The organism is Rhodococcus sp. LB1 (assembly GCF_001583455.1).
Taxonomy (GTDB): Bacteria; Actinomycetota; Actinomycetes; order Mycobacteriales; family Mycobacteriaceae; genus Rhodococcus_F; species Rhodococcus_F opacus.
Window position 1 is genome coordinate 34,533 of sequence record NZ_LTCZ01000441.1, and the last position, 17,092, is coordinate 51,624.

Consider the following 17,092-nt stretch of genomic DNA (forward strand, 5'->3'; position numbering starts at 1 on the left):
CAACCGGCACGCCAGTACAGTGTCGCCGAGGTGGACGAAAAGAGCACCCTCATCGGCCGCGAGGCCGGGCGGGTGTCGTGTTGTCGTGACGACCCACCCCGCCCGGCCGAGTATCGGAACGCAGGAATGTCGCTGCCGTGTGCGGATTTACGACCCTACGGCAGTTCGCGCAACCTCCTCGATACCGGCGGCGTCGAGCTTGTAGTGCCGGTACAGGTGGGTCGGCGGTCCGATCAGCGCGTATTCGTCCTTCACTCCGTGTCGGACGACACGAGTGCCGTACCCGTACTCGGCGACGACCTCCGCGACCGCTCCCCCGAGCCCGCCGATGACATTGTGTTCCTCCACGGTGAGGACTATGCGGGACCGCTGTGCGGCGCGGGCGACGGCTTCAGCGTCGAGGGGCTTGACGGTGTGCATGTCGACGACTCCGGTGGAGATACCGCCGGAGTTCAGAGCCTGCGCCGCCTCGAGAGCGGGATGCACCATCGACCCCGTGGCGATGATCGTCAGGTCGGTGCCGGTGCCGTGTTCGATGGCGGTGCCGATGGTGAAGGGGTGAGTGCCGTCGGCGTAGACGTCCGGATCCTGACCACGGCCGATCCGGAAATAGATCGGTGCCGGATGATCGACGGCGGCGCGGAGCGCCGCCCCGAGCTGAGCGGTGTCAGCGGGGGCGATGACCGTGAGCCCGGGGATGCTGCGCGTGATGGCGAGGTCCTCGGTGGCGTGGTGCGAGGTGCCGTAGAACCCGAGCGTGATACCGGCGTGATGGCCGATGAGCCGGACGGGCTGCTTGGTGTACGCGATGTCGGTGCGGATCTGCTCGCAGGCCAGGTAGGCCATGAACGACGCGAAGGTGGCGACGTACGGCTGGAGCCCAGTGGTCGCGAGTCCTGCGGCGGTGGAAACCATGTGCTGTTCGGAGATTCCGAACTGGACGTAGCGGTCGGGGTGCCGCTCCTGGAACGCGACCAGGCCGTTCGAATACTTGAGATCGGCGGTTCCGGCGACGATGGGATGACCCTCGTCCACCAGATCGGCCAACGTGTCGGCGAGTATATGGAAGCCGGGGGCCCGCTCGATCAGGGTAAGCAGGTGCCAGGACTCGGCCTGCAGGCCGGGTGCGACGCTCATCGGTTGTTCCTCAGTTCTTCGATCGCGTTGATTTCGTCTTGTTCTGCCAGCCAGCCGAGATGCCAGCCGAATTCGGATTCCATATAGGAGATGCCCTTGCCCTTGACGGTGTTCGCGATGATCACCGCCGGGCGTGTTCGTTCGGGGTCCTCGACGATCGCGCGGAAGGTCGCGAGCAGTGCACGGACGTCGTGTCCGTCGACCTCGTGCGCGTCCCATCCGAAGGCGCGCCATTTGTCGCCGAGCGGCTCGATGTTCGTCACGGTGTCGATGCGGCCGTCGAGGGAGTGGTCGTTGCGGTCGACGATCGCGATCAGGTTCGCGACGTCGTGGTGGGCCGCACCGAGCGCGGCTTCCCAGATCTGCCCTTCGTGCAGTTCGCCGTCTCCGAGGAGGACGAAGACGTTGGACGGGCGGCCCTGCAGACGTGTGCCGAGCGCGATTCCGGTGCCGGTGGACAAGGCATGCCCGAGCGATCCGCTGCTGAAATCGATGCCGGGGATACGGGTCATGTCGGGGTGGTCGCCGAACGCGTTGCCGAGGCGGGTGTACTCGTCGAGCTCGGCGGGGTCGAAGAATCCCCAATCCGCCAGGAGCGGATAGAGCGTGGCCGCGGCGTGGCCCTTCCCGAACAGGAAACGGTCGCGGTCGGGCCAATCCGGTTCGCCTTTCCGAAGCCGCATGACGCCGTAGTACAAGGTCGCGAGGATCTCGGCGCAGGAGAACCCGGAGGCGTAATGGCCGGTCTTGGCGATGGAGATGAGGCGGACGGTTTCGAGGCGTGCGAACAGCGCGCGTTCGGAGATCAGGTCGACGAGCTCGTCGTCGTGGTCGGTGACCGGTGGGGTTGGTGTCAGCATGGACGAAAAGTACCAACTGTCGGACGCTATGTCCATAGAGCAATAAAACTATTTGATGGACTGTTTGTCCACTGAGCGATAATCTGGACGTATGGCAAATGACGGAAGTTTGATGTTGGTACGCAAGGTCGCGGAGTTGCTCGACTTCCTGGCCAAGGGGGAGGCAACCGCCACCGAAATCGCGGAAGCGATAAACGAGCCGCGCAGCTCGATGTACCGCCTGCTGGCGAGCTTGCAAGAGGAAGACCTCGTGGAGGCGGGATCGCGGCGCGGCAAGTTCCGCCTCGGGTTCAAGTTGGTGTCACTCGGTTCGGCAGTGGTCGAACGGTTCGACGAGCGCCAGTTCGCACAGCCGGTCATGGAACGGCTGCACGCACTCACCGGCGAGACGGTATTCCTCTGCGTTCCCCGCGGCGACCAGGCAGTCTGCATCGAACGCCTCGACGGCAAACGCGTGCAGTCGCTGGCCCTGCGGCTGGGCGGGTCCCTGCCGATGCACACTGGTGCCGCCTCCCGCGCCATCCTGGCATTCCGAGATGAGAGCGAGTGGGAGGCCTATATCGCCCGCAACACGCCGCTGACACGACTGACGCCCTCCACCCCCGCCGAGCCATCCGAATTGCGGGCACTTCTGCGGCGCACCCGCGACGAGGGGATCGCGATCAGCGACCAGGACGTGACGGTCGGCGTGGCCGCGATCGGCGTCCCGATCATCGACTACCAGGGCCGGGTCCGGGCCGCACTGTCGATCAGCGGCGTTCGCGAATCCATCCTCGGAGCCGATAGCGACCGCTGGAAGGCGGAGGTGATCAGCGGCGGACAGGAGATTTCTCGTGCCCTCGGCGTAGATCTCGCCGGCCAGAAGGTCGCGAACTTCGGGTAGCACCCCACCCATTCGCGTCCTCCTTGGTTAGTTTGTCCCGCCTACTAGACATGTCGTCCGTGACGTGAGACAGTGGTGAGCACCACAGTCAGTGGTTCAACTCACCAGCAGGAGGCAAGGACATGAGCGGCGAGCTTCACGACCGCGTGGTCGTGATCACCGGTGCAGGGGGCGGCATCGGCGGGGCCTGTGTTCGACACATGCTCGCAGCGGGGGCCGAGGTGGTCGGCGCCGATCTCGACGTCACCACCTCGGACCTGCCCCACGATTCCGAGCACCTACGCCTGACGAACGTCGACCTCCTCGATCCGTCCGGCGCCCAGACGATGATCGACTTCGCGCTCGACCAGTTCGGGCGCGTCGACGTCCTGGTCAACAACGCCGGTGTCGCACCGGTACGCGACAGCTTCCTGACGACGTCCGACGACGACTGGGCGCTCACGCTGGACCTCAATCTGATGGGCTATGTCCGGGCGTCCCGTGCGGCGATCACAGCCATGCGCCGGCACGGCGACGGCGCCCTCGTCCACATCGCATCGGAAGCGGCCCGGATGCCCAATCCCCGGCTGCCCGACTACAGCGTCTCCAAAGCTGCGATTCTGATGCTCTCGAAAGTCCTCGCCGCGGAGTTCACCTCCGAAGGCATCCGATCGAACGTCGTGTCGCCGGCGTTCATCCGATCTCCGATCTACGACCGGCCCGGCGGTATCGCCGATTCGCTGGCGGCCGAATTCGGCGTCGACAAAGAGACTGCGCTCGCCAAATACGTTGAACTGAACAAGATCCCGGTTGGACGGCTGGGAACCGTGGACGAGGTGGCGGGCATCGTCGTCTATCTCGCGTCCACCCGCGCAAGTTTCGTGTCGGGGGCGAATTTCTGCATCGACGGCGGCGTCACGCCCGTCGTCTGACCGATCCAGACCAGCAAGAAGGAACAGCCAGATGTCAGTTCTCGATAGAACCTGTCCGCGTGCGAAAACGCCGTCGAAGATCGCCGCTGCCCTGGGTACCGCGCTGATAGCGGCCGGCACCATGACGGCGTGCGCGTCCGGCGCGGGTGCCGGAGACGACGGCAGGACCACGATCGGCGTCACCCTCAACGCGGCGTCGAACCCCTTCTTCCTCGCGGAAGGCCAGGCGATCGAAACGGCCGCCGCCGAGAAGCGCGTGGAAGTGTCCGTCCAGTACGCCAATGCCGACGTCGCCGTGCAAAGCGACCAGATCGATACGTTCATCCGGCAGAAGGTGGACTCGATCATCGTCGACGCCGTCGATTCCGACGGCATCGGTCCCGCCTTGCTCCGGGCGACACAGGCGAACATCCCCGTCGTCGCCGTCGATGTCACCGCGATCGGCGCCGACGCGACCGTGACCAGCGACAACGTCCAGGCAGGCCGCGAAGCGTGCACGTATCTCGTCGAGCAACTCGGCGGATCCGGCAAAGTGGCCATCGTCGACGGGGCCGCCGTATCCGCGATCTCGGACCGCATGCAGGGTTGCCAGGAAGCGTTCGACGCACACCCGGATGTCGAGGTCGTTGCCACTCAGCGCGCAGATCTCACCCGAGACAAGGCCATGAACGTCGCGAGCACCATCCTCACCGCGAACCCCGACGTGGACGGCTTCTTCGGCGTCAATGATCCCACCGCGATCGGAATCTCCCTCGCTGCACAGCAAAAGGGTGTCGACGTGAAGGTCGTCGGAGTGGACGGCGCGAAACAACTGACCGACCTCCTCGGCAAGAGTTCCATCATCGCCACCTCGGGGCAGGACCCCGCCCAGCTCGGCCGCTCGGGACTCGACACCGCCGTTCGTCTCGCCGGCGGCGAGAAAGTCGACAGCGCACCGACATTGATTCCTACCGTCCTCGTCACCGCCGACACCATCACTGCCTACAACACCTGGGGATGAACCATGGGTACGCTCACGAAGGTCCCCGCAGCGCATCTCGAAGGCATCACGAAGTCCTTCAACGGCAACTCGGTGCTGCGCGGGGTGTCATTGTCCTTGCATTCCGGATCGGTCTCCGTCCTCGCCGGTGAGAACGGTGCAGGAAAATCGACCCTGATCAAGGTGCTGACCGGAATCTACCAACCGGACTCGGGAACGATCCACATCGCCGGCGCCCCAGCGCACTTCAGCGGCCCGGGCGACGCGCGCGCACACGGACTCACGGTCATCCATCAAGAGCTCAGTGTCGTTCCCGAACTCACCGTCGCCGAGAACATGGTGCTCGGCCGCGAGCCACGGCACCGCCTGGGTCGATTGGACCGCGGTGCCGCCCGCCGACTCGCGGTCGCGGCCCTGGCCCGGGTGGGATCGGCTATCCGGCCCGAAACCTATGTGGCCGAACTCAGTACGGGTCAGCAACAGTTGGTCGAGATCGCCCGCGCCCTGTCCGAGGAGCCCCGGATCCTCGTTCTGGACGAACCGACCGCCGCACTCTCTCAGGACGAGGCCGACAACCTGCTCCGCCTGGTCGCCGAACTCAAGGCGCACGGTCTGGCCATGCTGTACATCAGTCACCGGATGGCGGAAATCGACCGCATCGCCGATCACGTCACCGTCCTCCGCGACGGCGTCGTCGCCGACTCGATGGCCCGAGCGGACATGACCCCGGACCGGATCGTCACGTCGATGGTGGGCAGACCGGTCGAAACGATGTACCAGCACCGGCGAGCCACGACATGCACCGACGTCCGCCTCCAGGTCAGCGATCTCTCCTCCGACAGAGTGCAACCGTGCTCGATCGAGGTCCGCGCGGGCGAGGTCGTCGGATTGGCCGGCATCGTCGGCGCGGGCCGAAGTGAACTGTGCCGCCTGGTGGCAGGCTTCGACAAAGCCGCGGCCGGCCGCGTCGAGGTCGACGAACGACACGTCGACCTCGGCAACCCCCGCTCGACGGCTGCAGCCGGGATCGTGATGCTCCCGGAGAGCCGTAAAGAACAAGGCTTGTTCCTCGACATGTCGATCGCCGACAACGTCTGCCTCGGTACTACGTTCGGCCGCAACCGTTTCGGCCGGACCTCACCGGCAGCGTTGAAGCGCGCGGCCACTCGATACACCGAGCAGATGCGCGTCAAGACCACCGGCGTCGACCAGCGCGTCGGGGACCTCTCCGGCGGCAATCAGCAGAAGGTCCTGCTCGCACGCTGTCTCGCCAAACAACCGTCGGTACTCATCCTCGACGAACCCACCCGCGGCGTCGACATCGGAGCCAAGGCCGACATCTACGCACTCATCAACGAGGTCGCATCGAAAGGCGTTGCAATACTGTTGATCTCCTCCGAGCTTCCGGAGGTCATCGGGCTCTCCGACCGCATCCTCGTCATGCGCGAAGGCGAGATCGTCGCCGAGGTCTCCGGCGACGGCATGACCGAGGAAGACATCATCCGGCACGCCACCGGAAGCGCGACTGCCCCTCCATCGCTCACCGAGGTAACCTCATGACCACCCGACTTCCCTCCCCCACCCTGCCGGCGGCGCCGCACCCGCGCTCGAACGGCATCCGCCACCACGTCGCCGCACTCGCCGATCGGCTCGGTGTGGCACTTGCGCTCATCGTGCTGATCGTCGTGTTCTCCGCGGTCGCACCGTATTTCCTGTCGGTGGACAACCTTTTCGACGTCGCCCGGCAGATCTCCGTGACCGCCATACTCGGTGCGGGACTGACCTTCGTCATCATGACCGGAGGCATCGACCTGTCCGTCGGTTCGGCGGTGGGCGTGACCGCATTCGTCGCCGTCGCTCTCTCCATCAACGGCGCTCCCGCCCCGGTCGCCCTGCTCGGTGCGCTGGCCGCCGGCCTGATCATCGGATTGATCAACGGTGTGCTGGTGGCCGGGCTCGGGCTGGCGTCGTTCATCGTCACCCTCGCCGCGCTGACGTACCTACGCGGAGTGACCTACGTCGGTACGGGCGGCAAGACCCTGTTCTCGACGGACCTCGGCTACGCCGTCCTCGGCCACGGCTCCCTTCTCGGCGTGCCGATTCCGGTGCTCGTCATGGCCGCGGTCTTCGCGGGCGGGTGGTATCTGCTCAATCGCACCGTCTTCGGACGCTGGGTTCGCGCAGTCGGCGGCAATGCCGAAGCCGCCCGGCTGGCCGGCATCCCCGTCCGGCGAGTGCTCACCACCGTGTACGTGATCTCCGGCCTCTGCGCCGCCGTGGGCGGAATCATCGCATCGGCCCGTCTGCAGAGCGCGGTGCCGGACCTCGGCGCCGGATACGAATTGTCCGCGATCGCTGCCGTGGTCCTCGGCGGGACGTCACTGATGGGTGGGCGAGGCTCGTTGATCGGCACCTTGGTGGGTGCGGCGATCATCGGGGTTCTCGTCAACGGTATGACGCTGCTCGACGTCTCGACGTTCTACCAGCAGATCATCCAGGGCGCGGTCATCGTGCTCGCGGTGGCGCTGGACCGGCTGCGCATGAAGTCCTCGGGGGCGCAGCATGCTTGACACACGACCAAAGGAAACCATGACGTACGAAACCATGAAACCCGATGCCGCACTGGCAAAAGTGCCCACCGATCTGTTCATCGGAGGCAGGTGGGTGTCACCCGGTACGGGTCAGACCATCGCGGTGGAGAACCCCGCCACCGGCGACGTGATCGCCGAGATCGCCGACGGCGGGCTCGCCGACATGGCCGCCGCTGTCGACGCCGCCGCGGCCGCCCAACGAGACTGGGCACGCACCGCTCCCCGGGTGCGCTCGGACATCCTGCGCCGCGCCTACACGCTCATGCTCGAGCGATCCGACTACCTCGCCACCCTGACCACGCTCGAGATGGGTAAGCCCTACGCCCAGGCCCAGGCCGAGGTGACGTACGCAGCCGAATACCTGCGCTGGTACTCCGAGGAAGCGGTGCGCATCGGCGGCCGCTACACCCCCACCGAATCGGGGGTCGGCAGGATCGTCACGATGGCCCAGCCCGTCGGTCCGTGCCTGTTCGTCACACCGTGGAACTTTCCCCTGGCGATGGGCACCCGCAAGATCGGCCCCGCGCTGGCGGCAGGCTGCACCTGCATCGTCAAACCGGCGAAGCAGACTCCGCTGAGCATGCTGGCGACGGCGTCGATCCTCGAGGAAGCCGGTGTTCCCCCCGGAGTGGTCAACATCGTGCCCAGCAGTGATTCGACCCGAATCGTGGCCGCGGCGATGAATGATCCACGGCTGCGGAAGATCTCGTTCACCGGCTCGACCGAGGTAGGACAGTCACTGGTCCGGCAATCGGCCGACCAGTTGCTGCGCGTGTCGCTCGAACTCGGAGGCAACGCCCCGTTCATCGTCTTCGACGATGCGGACATCGGCTCGGCTGTGGACGCCGCGATACAGGCGAAACTGCGCAACAACGGGGAAGCCTGCACCAGCGCCAACCGCCTGTACGTCCATTCCTCGATCGCCGGCGAGTTCGCTGCCGAACTCGCCGAACGGTTCTCCGCGCTGACCATCGGCCCGGGCATGGACCCCCGCACCGACATCGGCCCGCTCATCGACGACAAGCAGCGGCGCCAGGTGCAGAGGCTGGTCGACGACGCCGTCGCCAAGGGCGCACGCGTCGAGACGGGCGGGCACGCCCTCGACCGCCCGGGCTGCTTCTTCGCGCCCACTGTCCTCACCGACGTGCCCGGTGACGCGCTCCTGATCCAGGAGGAGATCTTCGGGCCCGTCGCGCCGATCATCTCCTTCGACGACGAAACCGCGGTTCTCGAATCCGCGAACTCGAGTCGGTACGGGCTCGCGGCCTATGTGTTCACCCGCGACCTGGACCGCGCGTTCCGCGCCGCCGAACAACTCGACAGCGGAATGGTCGCGATCAACCAGGGAACGGTGTCGAACGCGGCAGCACCCTTCGGCGGTGTCAAACATTCCGGCTACGGGCGGGAAGGCGGCCCGGAAGGCCTCGCCGAATACCTCGAGACGAAGTACGTCGCACTGGGCGCGGGCACCGCACCCACGAGCACCGGAGGCATCGCATGAGCGACGGAAAGACTCTGGTCGTCGGCGCCCACGGAGTGATCGGCAGCGCAGTGGTACGCACGCTGACCGACGAGGGCAGGGACGTGGTTACGGTGGCACGCCGCGGCCCGGTCGAGCTGCCGGGCAGGACGACAGCCGCCGACCACATCCAGGTCGATCTCCTCGACGGCGCGGCCACCTCGGCTGCCTTGGCCGGCCGTTCCGACATCGACACGATCGTCTACGCCGCGTACGCCGAACGTGAGTCGATGGCGGCCACCGTCGCACCGAACGTCGCGATGCTTCGGCACGTGCTCGAGGCGGTCGGCGGGTCACCCTCCACCCTTCGGCACGTCGTTCTGATCGGCGGTGGAAAGTCGTACGGCGAGCACCTCGGCTTCTACAAGACACCCGCCAAGGAGACCGACCCCCGCCACCTCGGTCCCATCTTCTACAACGACCAGGAGGACCTGCTCTTCGCCGACGCCCGGCAGCACGGGTACACCTGGACCGTCCTCCGACCGGATGCAGTGCTGGGGGTGAGCATCGGATCACCGATGAACATGCTGACCGGTGTCGGCGTCTACGCAACCCTGTGCCGACATCAAGGTCTGCCCCTGCGCTTCCCCGGCACGCCGAAAGCCTGGACGGCGCTGCACCAGGCAACGGACAGTGGCGTCGTGGGCGCAGCTGTGCACTGGGCACTCGAGGCCGAAACCGCGCGCGGAGAGGTCTTCAACGTCACCAACGGTGACAACTTCCGCTGGCAGCATCTGTGGTCGGACATCGCCGGCTTCTTCGGCATGGACGTCGCACCGATGCAGCCGATGACGCTCGCCGAGCAGATGGCGGACAAATCCGCACTCTGGGACGACGTCGTGGCCCGGCACCAGCTACGTCCGCTGCCGCTGTCCGCAGTGGCAGCCTGGCCGTTCGTCGACGGATGGTTCGCCATGGAGTCCGACATGGTGCAGAGCACGATCAAGATCCGCCAGGCCGGCTTCACCGCGTGCATCGACACCCACGAGAGCTTCGTCGCCAACCTCGAGCAGCTCCAGCATCTTCGCCTGATTCCGTAACCCATTTACACTTTCGACAGGACTACATCATGACCACCACTTTCAGTGACACCGATCTTCGAACCGACGCGCAGGCGTGGCTCGACGGATTCTCCCGGTTCCTCACCGCCGAACTCGCGCCCACCGCTGTCTTCGCCCCGCAGTCCTACTGGCGCGACGTGCTGGCATTCACCGGGGATCTGCGCACGTTCAGCGACGAGATTCCCGCGGAGTTGCTCCGCCGCCAGAAGCTCACGAAGGCGACGAACATCCGGATCGCCGAAAACCGGACGCCTCCCCGTCTGGTGGAGCGGGCGGGTATCCCCTGCCTGGAGGTCATCTTCGAGTTCGACACCCTCGCCGGGTCCGCGGTCGGGGTCGCACGGCTGGTCGACGTGCCGGAACGCGGTCTGCTCGTACGCTCCCTGTTCACAACGCTCGACCAGCTGGCCGACCACCCCGAACGCACCGGCGAGCACCGGCCCGTCGGACAGGCGGACTCGTCCAAGTTCGGTGGCCCCAACTGGCTGGACCGCCGTGTCGCCGCGCAAGCCTACGAGAGCCGCGACCCCGACGTGCTGATCGTCGGCGGTGGCCAGTCGGGACTGACCCTCGCGGCCCGGCTCGGACAGCTCGACGTCGATGCCCTCGTCGTGGACACCCATGCGCGGCCCGGCGACAACTGGCGCACCCGATACCACGCCCTGACCCTGCACAACGCGGTGTGGCTCAACGACCTCCCGTACATGCCCTTCCCCGCAACGTGGCCGCAGTTCGTTCCCAAGGACAAGCTCGCCGGGTGGTTCGAGGCGTACGTCGAGGCCATGGAAATCAACTTCTGGGGTGCCACCGCCTTCATCGGCGGAGACTACGACGAACAGTCGCAGTCCTGGGTTGCGCGGGTTCGTCGCGGCGACGGCACCGTTCGCACCCTGCGCCCCAAGCACGTCGTGATCGCGACGGGTGTCAGCGGCATCCCGTACGTCCCGGAGCTACCCGGACTTTCTCAGTTCGCCGGTCGCACGCTGCACTCGAGCGAATACGACGACGCCGGCGAATTCGCGGGTCAGCGAGTCGTCATCGTCGGAACCGGGAACAGTGCCCACGATGTCGCCCAGGACCTGCATGCTCACGGTATCGACGTGACGATGGTGCAGCGCAGTTCGACCACCATCGTGAGCGTCGACCCCTCGGCCGCGGCGGCGGATGCGTCGTACCTGACTGCACCGACCCTCGAGGACTGCGACCTCCTCTCGATGGCGACGGTCTATCCCGACCTCTACACCGGCAGCCAGATGATCACCGCAACGATGAAGGAACTCGACAAGGACCTGATCGCCGCCCTCAATCGCATCGGTTTCCGAACCGATTACGGCGAAGAGGACACCGGCCAGCAAATGAAGTTCATGCGCCGCGGCGGCGGCTACTACCTCAACGTCGGCTGTTCGGATCTGCTGATCTCCGGGCAGGTCGGGCTGGTCCAGTACGCCGACACGGCAGGCTTCGTCGCCGACGGTGTGAGTTTGACCAACGGTGACGTCGTCGAGGCCGACGCCGTCATCCTGGCGACCGGATACCAGACCCAGCAAGAGGGTGTCCGCGCGCTGCTCGGCGACGAGATCGCCGACACGGTCGGCCCCATCTGGGGATACGACGACGAGGGCGAGGTCCGCAACACGTGGAGGCGGACCGCACAACCCGGACTGTGGTTCTCCGCCGGCAACTTCCAGCTGTGCCGGATCTACTCCAAGGTCCTGGCCATGCAGATCCGCACCGAACTCGACAACGGCTGACTCCGACCGGCCCGGGCGCGATATCGGTGCGACGATGACGGGGAGGTCGTCTCGAAGTGCGGCTGAAGTAGTCCACGCGGGATCGGGTTTCGCGGATATCTCCGCGGCGGCTCTCTCCGGAGCCCTACCCTGGACACGCCGGAATGCACTCCCCTGGATGCCTGCGCACAGTGTGCGGGGCCAGCGCGCCGAGAGGTCGTCACGATGCTGCTCAGATCGAGTGTGGTCGTCTTGTCCTGTGCCGTCGCCGCGGTACTGTCCACGTCTCCGGCCCAGGCCACGCCGTCTTCGGGTGTGACCGCGCAGGTTCTGTTCGAGACGACGATTCCGGCGGTCGCGGGCAGTTCGGCGGGCACGGATCTCACGCTGCGGCGCATCGAGATCGCCCCCGGCGGCACGACGGGATGGCACTACCACGACGGTCCGGTGTACGCGTTCGTCGAATCGGGTGTGCTGTCCCGCACTCTGCAGGACTGCACGGAAGCGGTGACGACAGCCGGTCAGGCGATCACCGAGGACCACGGAAGCGATCACGTCCACGAGGGCTCGAATCTGGGCACCGAACCGCTGGTGTTGCTCGCGTTCTACACGGAACCGGAGGGCAAGCCCCTGTCCGAGGACGCGCCGGCGCCGGCCTGCTGACGGGTCACCGCGCCCACGTCCTCATCGTGTGACCGAGTCGATCCACTCGACTGCTCCCGCGACGTCGTCCACCGTTGCTGTTGCCGACGGCAACGGTGGACGGCGAATCATCAGCACAGGCACGCTCAGTGCGCGGGCTGCGTCGAGTTTCGCGTCGGTCTGACCGCCGCCACTGTTCTTGGTGACCAGGACGTCGATGCGGTGCTCGCGCATCAGTGCGATCTCGTCGGCCACCGCGAACGGCCCGCGGGCGAGCAGCAGTGTCGACTGCGGTGGCGTCGCCACGTCGGGTGGATCGATCGCGCGGATCAGAAACCACAGTGCGTGCAGGCCGGCGAACGCGTCAACACCCTGCCTGCCGATGGTGAGGAAGACTCTCGTTCCCAGGTCGGGCAGCAGGGCGGCCGCGTCGGCGAGGTCGGCGGCGCTGTGCCAGCGTTCGCCGGGACGTGGAGACCATTCCGGGCGCCGCAGCACGACGTGCGGTATCCCGCGACGGTGCGCGGCATCGGCGGCGTTGCTCGTGATCTGCGCCGCGAACGGGTGTGTCGCGTCCACGATCGCGTCGACGGGATGCGCGCGCAGCCACTCGTCGAGTCCGTCCGCTCCCCCGAATCCGCCGATCCGCACGTCGCCGACGGGCAGGCGCGGATCGCGGACCCGGCCGGCGAGGGAGGACACGGTGTCGACCCCCGGAACGTCCGTGAGTGCGGCGGCGAGCGCTCGGGCTTCCCCGGTGCCGCCGAGGATCAGGATCCGTGCCACGCTCAGTGGGTGGTGCGCTCGCGGGTGGCGGAATACAGGTAGCTGTCCGGAAATCCTTCGGCAGCAAGCACTTTCCCGACGATCACCACGGCGGTCTTCGTGACGCCCGCGGCCTTCACCTGATCGGCGATCGTGGCCAGGGTGCCGCGGAGCACGATCTCGTCGGGACGCGACGCGAACGCGACTACGGCGGCGGGACAGTCGCGGCCGTAGTTCTCGGTGAGTTCCAGGGCGATCTGATCGATCCGGTGCGCACCGAGGTGCACCACCATCGTGGCACCGCTGCGGCCGAGGGAACGCAGGTCCTCACCCTCCGGCATCGCGGTGGACAGCGTGGACACGCGGGTCAGCACGATCGACTGCGAGACACCGGGAACGGTCAGCTCCCGCCCCAGCGACGCCGCCGCGGCGGTGAACGCGGGAACCCCGGGCACCACGGTGTACGCGACGCCTGCAGCCTCGAGCCGGCGCACCTGTTCGGCGACGGCACTGAAGATCGACGGATCACCCGAATGCAGCCGGGCGACGTCCTGACCGGCGGCGTCCGCCTCGATCAGCAGGGCGACGATCTCGTCGAGACTCAGCCGCGCCGTGTCGATCACCCTCGCACCCTCGGGGCATTCCGCCAGCAGTTCCTGCGGGACGAGACTGCCCGCGTACAGGCAGACGGGGCTCGCCGCGATGATCCGCTGCGCGCGGACCGTGACCAGGTCGGCCGCGCCGGGACCTGCTCCGATGAAGTACACCGTCATGCCGCATCACCTTTCGACTGCTTCGTCACCGACCACTGCGCAACCGGCAGTTGCGGCCGCCACGCGGTGAACCCGCCGAGCGGCTCACCGCGATACACCTGAAACTTGCGGAGCTGCCCTCCGCATTTCGAGAACCACTGCAGCAGAAGTGCTTCCGATTCCGCTGTCACCGCGTTGGCGACCATCCGGCCGCCGAGCCGAAGCCGGGACCAGCACTCCTCGAGCAGACCGTCCTGCGTGACGCCACCGCCGACGAAGATCGCGTCCGGTGTGGACAGTTCCGGCGGTACGTCCTCGAACGCTGCGGGTGCGTCACCGAACACGGGGAGAGACGGCACCCCGAGCGCTGAAGCGTTCGACTCGATCTGGTCGGCACGTGCCGCGCTGCGCTCGAAAGTCACTGCCCGGCAGAGGGGGTGGGTGCGCATCCATTCGATCGCGACCGTGCCGGACCCACCTCCCACGTCCCACAGCAGCTCCCCCGCCGCGGGGGCGAGGGCGCAGAGCGTCAGGGCGCGGATCTCGTGTTTGGTCATCTGCCCGTCGCCCGTGAACGCGACGTCGGGCAGTCCGGGCATCCGGGTCAACCGGAGGGTGCCGGAATCGGCCCGGCAGTCGATCGCGACCACGTTCAGCCGGGCCCCCGGCTCGTGCGACCAGGCCGACGCCGTGCCGTCGAGCCTCGACTCGGCGGGTCCGCCCAGTTCGCCGAGCACGGTGAGCCGCGACAGTCCGAACCCGTGTTTCGTCAGGAGTTCGGCCGCGGCGGCGGGAGTGTGCTCGTCGCGGCTCAGCACGAGCAGTCGCGTGTGATCGCCGAGTGCAGGCAGGAGAGTGTCCACGGGCCGGTTCACGAGACTGACCACGGGCGTCTCGTGCGCCGCCCAGCCCAGCCGGGCGCAGGCCAGCGTGGCCGACGACGGGTGCGAGATCACCCGCACCCGCTCCGCACCGAGGAGGTCGACGAGGGTGACGCCGATACCGTGGAACATCGGGTCTCCGCTGGCCAGGACGCACACCCGCCGGTCGTGGTGCTGTTCGAACAGGCCCGGCAGCGCGGGGACGAGCGGGGACGGCCAGGCCACCCGCAGCGCCGGCGACTCGGGAATCAGGGCGAGTTGCCGGCCCGAACCCATCACGACGTCGGCGCCCTCGATCGAGCGTCGCGCGGACGCCGACAGACCGTCCCACCCGTCGGCACCGATACCGACGACGACGATCGGGTCGGTCATCGCGGCATCCGGCGCCAGACCGCCTGCGGCAGCAACCTCATGACGAAGAACACCGGGCGCAACCGTCCCGGCACCCACACTCGGCTCGCACCGCGGTGCAGACCCCGCACGACCGCGTCCGCGACCTGTGCCGGTGTGCTCGACATCGGCGCCGGCGACATCCCCTCGGTCATCCGGCCGATCACGAAACCCGACCGCACGAGCAGGAGGGAGACGCCGCTGCCGTGGAGGGCGTCACCGAGACCCGAGGCGAACCCGTCCAGGCCCGCCTTCGCCGACCCGTACACGTAGTTGGCGCGGCGCACGCGCACACCCGCGACGGACGAGAACACCACGATCCGTCCCGACCGCTGTTCCCGGAGCAGGGTCGCGAGATGCGTGAGCACACCGACCTGCGCGACGTAGTCGGTGTGGACCACGGCAACGGCGTGCCGTGCGTCCCGCTCAGCGCGCGCCTGATCGCCGAGAATGCCGAACGCCAGCACTGCCACCGACAGCGGTCCGTGCGCGTCCACCACGGACCGCAGCAGCTTCTCGTGGCTGTCGAGGTCGTCGGCGTCGAATTCCACGCAGTCCACCACGGACGCGCCCGCGTCCAGCAGCGCCTGCCGTTCGGCGCCGAGTTCGGTGCTGCGGCGGGCGGCGAGGACGATCGTGCGGCCGGGCGCGAGGCGGGTGGCGATCTCGAGGCCGATCTCACTGCGACCACCGAGGAGGAGTACCACCCCGTCGTCGCCGGGCTTGCCGCTGTTCTTCTTCGATCCCAGGCTCACCCGTCCAGTGTCCTGGATTACCGTCGGGGCATGGACCGCACCCCCTCCACCCCGATCCGCCTGACCGACGCGGCGCTCACCTTCCTCGGCGAATACCATCTCGGGACGCTCACCACGCTCCGCAAGAACGGCACCCCGCACGTCGTCGCCGTCGGCTTCACCTGGGATCAGGAGCACGGGCTGGCGCGGGTCATCACCAACGGCTCCTCGCAGAAGGCCCTCAACGCCGAACGCGGAGGGTATGGCGCGGTGAGCCAGGTGGACGGGCCGCGCTGGATGACCCTCGAGGGCCCCGCCCGGGTGTTGACCGACCCCGAGTCCGTCGCCGACGCCGTGGCCCGCTACGCCGCCAGGTACCGCCAGCCCCGGGTGAACCCGACCCGCGTGGTCGTGGAGATCGCCGTCAGCCGCGTACTCGGCTCGGCTGCGCTGCGTCACCACTGAACCGCAACTTCCACGGGACCAGCGCGGACTCTATCTGCACGGCGAGGCTCATCTTGGACACCCCGTCGGTGCGCTCCTCGAAACGGATCGGGACCTCGGCGATGGTCATGCCGCGCTGCACCGTGCGATAGTTCATCTCCACCTGGAACGCGTACCCGTTGCTCTGCACACCGTCGACGTCGATGGCCCGCAGCGTGTCCGCGTGCCACGCCTTGAACCCCGCGGTGGCGTCCTTGACGCGCAACCGCAGGATCGCGTTGACGTAGAAGTTCGCCCACGCCGACAGCGCCTTGCGATGCCAGGGCCAGTCGCTGGCGACCGCGCCACCGGCCACGTAGCGGGAGCCGAGGACGACGGCCGCATCCGTCGTCGCCAGGGTCTCCACCATCCGCGGGATGGCTTCGGTGGGGTGCGACAGGTCGGCGTCCATCTGGATCACGATGTCCGCGCCCTCGGCGAGCGCCCGGGTCATCCCGGCGACGTAGGCCCGTCCGAGGCCGTCCTTCACGGTCCGGTGCAGGACTCCGACCGGGATCGGACCGCTCTGCGCGAGCGTATCGGCGACCTCACCTGTGCCGTCCGGCGAGTTGTCGTCGACGACCAGCACATGCAGGTTCGGAATTTCCGACGCCGCGAGAAGCTCGACGATCTTGGGCAGGTTGTCGCGTTCGTTGTAGGTCGGTACGACGACGGTTACCTTCGGGGCGACGCTTTCCATGACACCTTCGCGTGATCTGTGATCCCGACTCTCCGCAGACGTGCAGCGGCGAGTGCGGTCGTGAACAAATGGAA

Annotated in this window: 17 protein-coding genes; 10 read left to right on the forward strand and 7 right to left on the reverse strand. The window is 67.3% G+C overall.

Going from position 1 to position 17,092, the window contains the following annotated elements; all coding sequences use genetic code 11:
* Positions 1-147 precede the first annotated feature (147 nt).
* Positions 148-1,137, reverse strand: a complete 990-nt coding sequence (locus tag AZG88_RS47650; RefSeq protein ID WP_005242930.1) for a transketolase family protein — start codon at positions 1,135-1,137, stop codon at positions 148-150.
* Positions 1,134-1,997 (reverse strand): transketolase, encoded by an 864-nt coding sequence (locus AZG88_RS47655; RefSeq protein ID WP_025432812.1) that lies wholly within the window; start codon positions 1,995-1,997, stop codon positions 1,134-1,136. Before AZG88_RS47655 ends, AZG88_RS47650 begins: the two co-directional genes overlap by 4 nt.
* 112 nt (positions 1,998-2,109) lie before the next feature.
* On the opposite strand from AZG88_RS47655, the gene AZG88_RS47660 reads away from it, so the two are divergent.
* The 9 genes from AZG88_RS47660 to AZG88_RS47700 all read left to right on the forward strand — a co-directional run bounded on the left by AZG88_RS47660 (position 2,110) and on the right by AZG88_RS47700 (position 12,334).
* Positions 2,110-2,880, forward strand: a complete 771-nt coding sequence (locus AZG88_RS47660) for an IclR family transcriptional regulator (RefSeq protein ID WP_231914475.1) — start codon at positions 2,110-2,112, stop codon at positions 2,878-2,880.
* 122 nt (positions 2,881-3,002) lie between these two features.
* On the forward strand, positions 3,003-3,791 hold the full coding sequence (locus tag AZG88_RS47665) for an SDR family NAD(P)-dependent oxidoreductase (protein ID WP_005242937.1): 789 nt from the start codon (positions 3,003-3,005) through the stop codon (positions 3,789-3,791).
* Positions 3,792-3,822: 31 nt separating this feature from the next.
* Positions 3,823-4,791 (forward strand): substrate-binding domain-containing protein, encoded by a 969-nt coding sequence (locus AZG88_RS47670; RefSeq protein ID WP_005242938.1) that lies wholly within the window; start codon positions 3,823-3,825, stop codon positions 4,789-4,791.
* A 3-nt stretch (positions 4,792-4,794) separates the two neighbouring features.
* Positions 4,795-6,330: a sugar ABC transporter ATP-binding protein gene (locus tag AZG88_RS47675; RefSeq protein WP_005242940.1), complete on the forward strand. Its 1,536-nt coding sequence runs from the start codon at positions 4,795-4,797 to the stop codon at positions 6,328-6,330.
* The gene (locus tag AZG88_RS47680) at positions 6,327-7,340 is read left to right on the forward strand and encodes an ABC transporter permease (protein WP_005242941.1); all 1,014 of its coding nucleotides are present in this window, start codon (positions 6,327-6,329) and stop codon (positions 7,338-7,340) included. Before AZG88_RS47675 ends, AZG88_RS47680 begins: the two co-directional genes overlap by 4 nt.
* Before the next feature lie 19 nt (positions 7,341-7,359).
* Positions 7,360-8,862 carry an NAD-dependent succinate-semialdehyde dehydrogenase gene (locus AZG88_RS47685; RefSeq protein WP_037179660.1) on the forward strand — a complete coding sequence of 501 codons (1,503 nt, stop codon included), beginning with the start codon at positions 7,360-7,362 and terminating at the stop codon, positions 8,860-8,862.
* On the forward strand, positions 8,859-9,920 hold the full coding sequence (locus AZG88_RS47690) for an SDR family oxidoreductase (RefSeq protein WP_005242944.1): 1,062 nt from the start codon (positions 8,859-8,861) through the stop codon (positions 9,918-9,920). The genes AZG88_RS47685 and AZG88_RS47690 overlap by 4 nt, the downstream gene beginning before the upstream one ends.
* Before the next feature lie 29 nt (positions 9,921-9,949).
* Positions 9,950-11,692, forward strand: coding sequence for a flavin-containing monooxygenase (locus AZG88_RS47695; RefSeq protein ID WP_005242946.1), 1,743 nt, complete (start codon positions 9,950-9,952; stop codon positions 11,690-11,692).
* Between the two features lie 204 nt (positions 11,693-11,896).
* Positions 11,897-12,334 (forward strand): cupin domain-containing protein, encoded by a 438-nt coding sequence (locus AZG88_RS47700; RefSeq protein ID WP_061046055.1) that lies wholly within the window; start codon positions 11,897-11,899, stop codon positions 12,332-12,334.
* A 21-nt stretch (positions 12,335-12,355) separates the two neighbouring features.
* Here the strand turns inward: AZG88_RS47700 and AZG88_RS47705 are convergent, their stop codons facing one another.
* From AZG88_RS47705 to AZG88_RS47720, 4 genes are read right to left on the reverse strand one after another with little or no spacing between them, the layout of a single operon-like run.
* Complete coding sequence (locus AZG88_RS47705; protein ID WP_061046056.1) at positions 12,356-13,099, reverse strand: cobalt-precorrin-6A reductase; 744 nt, start codon at positions 13,097-13,099, stop codon at positions 12,356-12,358.
* Between the two features lie 2 nt (positions 13,100-13,101).
* Positions 13,102-13,851 (reverse strand): precorrin-4 C(11)-methyltransferase, encoded by a 750-nt coding sequence (gene cobM / locus AZG88_RS47710; protein WP_005242952.1) that lies wholly within the window; start codon positions 13,849-13,851, stop codon positions 13,102-13,104.
* Positions 13,848-15,083, reverse strand: coding sequence for a bifunctional cobalt-precorrin-7 (C(5))-methyltransferase/cobalt-precorrin-6B (C(15))-methyltransferase (locus AZG88_RS47715; protein ID WP_061701474.1), 1,236 nt, complete (start codon positions 15,081-15,083; stop codon positions 13,848-13,850). Before AZG88_RS47715 ends, cobM begins: the two co-directional genes overlap by 4 nt.
* Positions 15,080-15,856, reverse strand: a complete 777-nt coding sequence (locus AZG88_RS47720; RefSeq protein ID WP_025432815.1) for an SDR family NAD(P)-dependent oxidoreductase — start codon at positions 15,854-15,856, stop codon at positions 15,080-15,082. Before AZG88_RS47720 ends, AZG88_RS47715 begins: the two co-directional genes overlap by 4 nt.
* A 30-nt stretch (positions 15,857-15,886) precedes the next feature.
* On the opposite strand from AZG88_RS47720, the gene AZG88_RS47725 reads away from it, so the two are divergent.
* On the forward strand, positions 15,887-16,300 hold the full coding sequence (locus AZG88_RS47725) for a TIGR03618 family F420-dependent PPOX class oxidoreductase (protein WP_005242958.1): 414 nt from the start codon (positions 15,887-15,889) through the stop codon (positions 16,298-16,300).
* Here the strand turns inward: AZG88_RS47725 and AZG88_RS47730 are convergent.
* Positions 16,260-17,018 carry a polyprenol monophosphomannose synthase gene (locus AZG88_RS47730; RefSeq protein ID WP_005242959.1) on the reverse strand — a complete coding sequence of 253 codons (759 nt, stop codon included), beginning with the start codon at positions 17,016-17,018 and terminating at the stop codon, positions 16,260-16,262. The genes AZG88_RS47725 and AZG88_RS47730 overlap by 41 nt on opposite strands.
* Between the last annotated feature and the right edge of the window lie 74 nt (positions 17,019-17,092).